At 41.3% G+C, this 6,000-nt stretch carries 8 protein-coding genes; 5 read left to right on the forward strand and 3 right to left on the reverse strand.

The window, feature by feature from the left end; all coding sequences use genetic code 11:
* Positions 1-49: 49 nt before the first annotated feature.
* Entirely contained in the window at positions 50-247 is a 198-nt protein-coding gene (locus L1D23_RS21690) for a hypothetical protein (protein WP_239871669.1), read from the forward strand.
* A 3-nt stretch (positions 248-250) separates the two neighbouring features.
* Here the strand turns inward: L1D23_RS21690 and L1D23_RS21695 are convergent, their stop codons facing one another.
* On the reverse strand, positions 251-799 hold the full coding sequence (locus L1D23_RS21695; RefSeq protein WP_239871672.1) for a hypothetical protein: 549 nt from the start codon (positions 797-799) through the stop codon (positions 251-253).
* Between the two features lie 1,135 nt (positions 800-1,934).
* On the opposite strand from L1D23_RS21695, the gene L1D23_RS21700 reads away from it, so the two are divergent.
* From L1D23_RS21700 to L1D23_RS21710, 3 genes are all read left to right on the forward strand, one after another.
* Positions 1,935-2,285, forward strand: a complete 351-nt coding sequence (locus L1D23_RS21700; protein ID WP_239871675.1) for a hypothetical protein — start codon at positions 1,935-1,937, stop codon at positions 2,283-2,285.
* A 207-nt stretch (positions 2,286-2,492) separates the two neighbouring features.
* Complete coding sequence (locus tag L1D23_RS21705; protein WP_239871678.1) at positions 2,493-2,951, forward strand: hypothetical protein; 459 nt, start codon at positions 2,493-2,495, stop codon at positions 2,949-2,951.
* Between the two features lie 623 nt (positions 2,952-3,574).
* Complete coding sequence (locus L1D23_RS21710; protein ID WP_239871681.1) at positions 3,575-4,048, forward strand: HAD family hydrolase; 474 nt, start codon at positions 3,575-3,577, stop codon at positions 4,046-4,048.
* A gap of 139 nt (positions 4,049-4,187) precedes the next feature.
* Here the strand turns inward: L1D23_RS21710 and L1D23_RS21715 are convergent, their stop codons facing one another.
* The gene (locus L1D23_RS21715; RefSeq protein ID WP_025794194.1) at positions 4,188-4,484 is read right to left on the reverse strand and encodes a type II toxin-antitoxin system RelE/ParE family toxin; all 297 of its coding nucleotides are present in this window, start codon (positions 4,482-4,484) and stop codon (positions 4,188-4,190) included.
* Between the two features lie 6 nt (positions 4,485-4,490).
* The gene (locus L1D23_RS21720) at positions 4,491-4,733 is read right to left on the reverse strand and encodes a type II toxin-antitoxin system Phd/YefM family antitoxin (RefSeq protein WP_025794192.1); all 243 of its coding nucleotides are present in this window, start codon (positions 4,731-4,733) and stop codon (positions 4,491-4,493) included.
* Positions 4,734-4,967: 234 nt separating this feature from the next.
* On the opposite strand from L1D23_RS21720, the gene L1D23_RS21725 reads away from it, so the two are divergent.
* On the forward strand, positions 4,968-5,741 hold the full coding sequence (locus L1D23_RS21725; protein WP_239871684.1) for an NERD domain-containing protein: 774 nt from the start codon (positions 4,968-4,970) through the stop codon (positions 5,739-5,741).
* The last annotated feature ends 259 nt before the right edge of the window (positions 5,742-6,000 follow it).

The raw sequence follows: 6,000 nt of genomic DNA on the forward strand, positions 1-6,000 counted from the left end.
GGTGTTTGATAGTTTAGTCCTATATCTCAAGCGAGCAAAGATGTTCGTGATGAGCATACCTAACAATCATCTCAAGACGGACAACCAACGCTTGGCGTTTTTGTGTCTGGTTGAGTTTGGTGTTTACGATGGTTTGTCTGAGCTTTGTGGTATTGTTGGTAGCCGCTTAGCAAGGGCGTTAGGTCTCCCGATTAAAAACTCTTTAGCCGAGAGACCTTTGTTTGGCTTAGTTACTTGCTATTTGTAGCGCTTAATTAGTTAATCTTCTTGTGTGTTTGGGATTTGAACTTCTCGATGGTTCTAACGTTCTTTTAAAAAGAGGATTGTTATTCACCAGTTCGGCGTTGATTATTGCTATGCCACCCCAGACGAATCGCCATTGATAGAGACTTTCCATATCTTCAATGACATAGGCTTCTTTTTTCATAAGCTTTCGTATGTCCTTTGCCATGACTTCTCCTCCAATTAAGCTAGGGGCTCTTAGTTCATAGCCATCATCGTCGTAATCAGTAAAGTGAGAGAAATACCCAATTGTATTTGTTGCCTTATCTATATCAAATTGGTAATAGCAGTTCAGGTCATCATTTGGTTGACGAGCGGCACATGCAAGTCGACGAGCTTCGAAGTTAGCTTTCATTGCTCGAACGGTGTAATCCTTTTGCAAGTGGTCGAGGCTTCTAAACCCATGTGCTTTCGCACGGAGTTCCATGTGCTGACATAAGCTGAGACTTTTATCTAACTGGCGGGCTTTTTTGGCTTCGCGTGATACTACTTTTAATAGATTACGTGGGAGATTCATGGGAAATCCTCTAAATCAATAACGCTCAGTTATACATTGCCCACAAATGCACTGTGCATTAGTAACTTAGAGAAAGAAAGCGTAGCGTCCATTACAGACTTTACCTTTTGTGGGCAAGCAAGCTCCTACGAGAGCTTCGATAAATTAACCATGATTAGAGTTAAGAGTCAAGTTCTAGACCTAACAAAGCGTTTAAGACAGATTCGCAACGCTTAACATTTTTGGTTTGAATTGACTTTAGTGTTTACGGCTCAATGGATTAGGCAGGGTGGTAACGTCGCTCACTACTTAACGCGGCGTTATGTTTCTTGCGTGAATAGCATTATACGTTGGATTGAAGTTTTAATAGTAGGGGCATGATGCTAAATGATTTTTTAACTTCAGGTGGAGCCTTCTTCTTGTTGGTAGTTCTTTCTGGGTTTCACTTTTACAGAAAGTGGCAAGGCAGAGCGTACATCGAAATTAGCTTCATACTTACAGGGAGTTTGTCTTTTGTATGTATGGATGTTCATTTGGAAAACACTGTCGTATGGTTTCTATCTCTTGTACTGCTTTTGGCAAACGTAATCCTTCACATGGCGCCTGACAAGAGAACATAACAAAGCGTTCAATTGGACAACCAACGCTTGGCAGTCCTAGCTCATGGTTTGGCATCAGTGTTTATGACACAATGTTTTATGTTTGTGGCAGCGTTGTTTGCCCATTAACGCGGCGTTATAGCTACTGGAGGGGTGGTGGTAGTTTTAGATGAAGAACACATGTCATGGCTTCTTTTCCAACACACAAACGATATGTATTTGTCGGTGGTATGTGGAACTGTCGGCATGTTTACCATAGAGATTCAATTAACTCATTCGGAAGCATCAAGTTATAAATCAACGGGCAAATCATATATCGATCAACTTGCTAGTAGTATCCGTGCGAAACCGGAGTATTTTGCACCGAGGAAAGTAGCTAATTTCAGAACTAACTTTAACGTCACTGAGGCTTTATCTGAATGGCGAAGTTCGTAGAGTTGTAGCTATAACAAATTGTTCAACAGCGACTCAAAACGCGTGCCATTTTCGCTTCGCTCAATAGTATGGCACACTAGTTTCTCGCGCGTTAACAAGGCGTTATGCTCTAGGAGGTAATTTTGCCTGATCTATTGAAGAAAGTAGTTCTAATCAACCTCACTGCGGCGTTGATCGTAGTCGCTCTGTCGCAATTTGTATCTTTCTTTGCGACGACAAGACTCGTCGATTTTCTTTTCTTTGTAGTTATTGTCATTTGGTTTTTAGCGAAGCTCATGTGGGAAGGTGGGGTTCATAGCAAAACAACCCGTCTTGATGACTCTCGAACAGATAAAGTGTACAAAATGGTAGAAGGGCATGATTTTAATAAAGACGAACAAGAACACTACCGAATGAACTATCAAACGGGTTTAGTGTTCTTCGTTGCAGGTTTGCCGGCTTTTATCGCTTGTTTAGTTCTGCAATTTCTTTGAGCGCGATCATAACAAAGCGTTCAAAGGGACATCCAACGCTTGGCAGTTTTTACACATAGTTTGGTGTTTGTGTTTATGTCACAATAGGTTAGTTGTGTGGTAGCGTTGCTGCCCATTAACGCGGCGTTAGGCTTACCTAGTCTTGCGACAGTAGTACAATTATGGGGCTATAGTTGTTCTCAGTATTGGGTTTGTAGGGAAACTGCTATGCAAAGAATATTGCTTCTACTTCTATTGGTACTAGCACCATTATCCATTGCTTCAGAATCAATTTACGAAAGTTTTCTTCTAGTTCAGATCGAGGAATATAAGCCGAATAGTGTTAAACGTACAATAGAAAGTCGTAACATCATTGCGTCTTGGGTTGTTCGGAAAACAGATGAAATTCAACACCCTTTTATGTGTTCAACGCTGCTGGCCGGCTATCTAGATTCAGAGAAAGCGAAGCGTCAAAATATTACTCGGTTACGAAAAATGCTGTCTGAATCAGAAGGTGTCACAAAACTATTTACTAACAGTGACAGTACGGCTCTTATGCTCGACTCAAGTCGCAAAAAAGTAGAACTGAAAATTAAAAATATTGATCAGTTTAGCTACAAAGTTAACTGTTTAGAGATTTTGCCTAACTCAGATATTAAAAAATACTTTGATTTTGGTGATGAATAAGAAGCCTAACAAAGCGTTCAAAGGGACAGCCAACGCTTGGCAGCTTTGGCTCACATTTTGGCATTAGTGTTTATGCCACAATGGGTTAAGTTTGTGGTAGCGTTGTCTGCCCATTAACGCGGCGTTAGGTTGCTTTGGGCTTGTGCGGTTTTTTAGTTTGGCAATCAGCCACTTCAATAAACTTGTTTATCGCGAATCTTAGTGGCCATGTGGCTCGAACTTATTCAGGTGAAGGTTTCATTCAACTGGTCAGCTTTGACGTTAGTGATTGAGTGTTTTCTATTTTTAAGTGCACCTGCCCAAGTTTATTCATTGGAAGCTCGTTATCACAATTTGGTTAGCTTTTTTTGCTTCAGTGAACCACCGCAAAAAATAGTGATGTGGTTACTATTCAGCTTCGGTGGCGATTGCGGTGCAGTTGGCTTTGGTGTTTTATGGGGGAGTCCTATAGCACCAACGAGCAAAGGGAGTCGAAATAAGCATACCTAACCATCCGCTCAAGACGGACAACCAACGCTTGGCGGTTTTGTGTCTAGTTGGGTATCGTGTTTACGGTGGTTTGTTTGAGTTTTGTGGTATTGTTGGTAGCCGCTTAGCAAGGGCGTTATGTGCAAGGAGGCAATATGACCAAGGTTTACCTATTTGACTGGGGTGACACGCTTATGATCGATTTCCCAGAACACAGCGGAAAAATGTGTGACTGGGTGACGGTTCAGGCTGTCGATGGGGCTCTTGAAGTTCTTAGAAAGCTATCAATAAACAATAAGGTCTACGTAGCCACAAATGCTTCAGATTCATCAGAAGCTGATATCAAGGCTGCATTTGACCGAGTTGGTTTGTCTCAATATATCTCAGGTTACTTCTGTAAAGCGAACCTTGGTATTGGTAAGGGAACGCCAGGGTTTTTCGACAAGATAATCGGGGTGTTAGGCATAGAGCCTAAATCAGTTGTGATGGTTGGGGATACATACGATAAAGACATTGCGCCAGCAATCACAGCGGGCATTAATGTAATCTGGTTTAATCCCACAAAACAAAGTGTTAGTGCTGTCCACAATGTAAAGCAAGTCTGTCATTTGTTGGAAATTTGCACATAACCAAGCATTTAAGAGTGATTCGCAACGCTTGGCAGTTTCGCTTCGCTCAAGTATGGCCAAGCGTCGCTCACACCTTAATGCGGCGTTAGTTTACCAATCAAGATCATCACCCTAGTTTTTATTTCGGGTGATGTCTTCGCTACAGGTGGTTTTGTGGGAGTTGTGATTGACCAAGTACAGCCACAACTAAAATAAAACCATCTTCTTTTGTAAAGTAAGCTGTGTGTTTTCCTACCGGAAAATAGAAACCGCTTGGATAAATCTCATCGCAACTGCGACCTACGGCTGGATTGTCGGCAAGCATTTGAAACCCAGTTAGCAATGTATCTTTATAGTTGTTCCACTGCATTTCAGAAAAGTTGTTGACGGTATAGCTTTTAATTTTCCGTAAATGAGCCTGAGCCAATTTACTTAGTTTGTATTTATTCTTTTGCATAGTGGGTTACAAGGCGCTTAGGAAATCTTCACCATCAACTACATTGCCTTGTGCTAAATCTTGTTTAGCTGACTCGAAACAATGTTTAAGGTAATCAGCTTTCATTGCTTCTAGTTCTTCATAGTCTTTGATAGACATTACCACTACGGCATCTTTACTGTTTTTGCTAATCTTTACTGGCTCACGTTGGGCGCTTAGAAGCAGCTCACCAAAGTTACGCTTTGCATCATTTGCTGTTAGTGTGTGCATACTCAATCTCCAAATTTAGAATTACAGTAAGATTATAGTTTGTCGCACAAAATGGTCAATATAATTAAATCGTGCGATTTGTGCGAAAGGTAAACTAACAAAGCGTTTAAGGCAGATTCGCAACGCTCGGCATTTTCGGTTTGAATCAGCTTTAGTGATTAAGGCACAATAGTTTAGGTTGGGCGGCAGCGTCGCTCACTACTTAACGCGGCGTTAGTTGAATAGGGAAAATCCGTGAATATTTTTGAAGCATTTCTTAATGTGCTTGCGCAAGTCTGGTATCTAGTGCCTTTATTGCTCATTGTTAGCGTTTTCAAAAGTAGGTGGCTAAAAGGTGTATTCGGTGAGTTTCTCGTGAACCGTCTTTTGTCCAAATTACCAGAGTCTGATTACACACTAATAAAAGACGTAACGTTGCCGACTAACGATGGTACAACTCAAGTCGACCATATTGTGGTTTCTAGATATGGCATCTTCGTCGTTGAAACTAAGAATATGAAAGGTTGGATATTTGGTTCAGCTCGCCAGAAACAGTGGACACAAAAGATTTACCGTCATTCCTCTAAATTTCAGAACCCACTGCATCAGAATTACAAGCACATAAAAGCTCTGGAAACCTTGCTAGGTTGCAGTGAAGAACACTTGCATTCGGTTATTGTTTTCATCGGCGACAGTACCTTTAAAACCGAAATGCCTCCAAACGTTACCTACGCTCGAGGAAGTATTCGATACATTCAGCAATTTAACGATGTAGTGTTCTCTGACAATGATTATGCTCGGTTAACAGAGTCTATAAACCGGTTAAAGTTAAAGCGCGGAGTCATTACGGATTTAAAGCATCGTAAACATGTCAAAGGAGTTGTTGCATCCCAAGTTAGCTCAAATCAGTGCCCCCGTTGCGGCTCTGAAATGGTGTTGCGTGAAACCAAGCGTGGTGAAAATATAGGTAAACAGTTTTGGGGTTGTTCAACTTTTCCCAAGTGTAGAGCGGTGAAACAATTCAACTAACAAACTGTTTAAGAGTGATTCGCAACGCGTGGCATTTTCATCATGCGTTGGTTTTAGTGATTAAGGTGGTATGCGGTGGCATTGGTATTGCGTTGCTCACACCTTAACAGGGCGTTATGGCGCTAGGTAAGTTGTATTCAATCAGTTGCTATAATTGATTTGTATCCAAGGATAGGACATGAATCATGAAAAAGTCAGAAGCAATGCAACGAGCGAGAAGTATATATGGTGTTGACTTTCGAAGTCGCAATACTCACTT

It is taken from the genome of Vibrio sp. Isolate24 (assembly GCF_022398215.1).
In the GTDB taxonomy this organism is placed as follows: domain Bacteria; phylum Pseudomonadota; class Gammaproteobacteria; order Enterobacterales; family Vibrionaceae; genus Vibrio; species Vibrio coralliilyticus_A.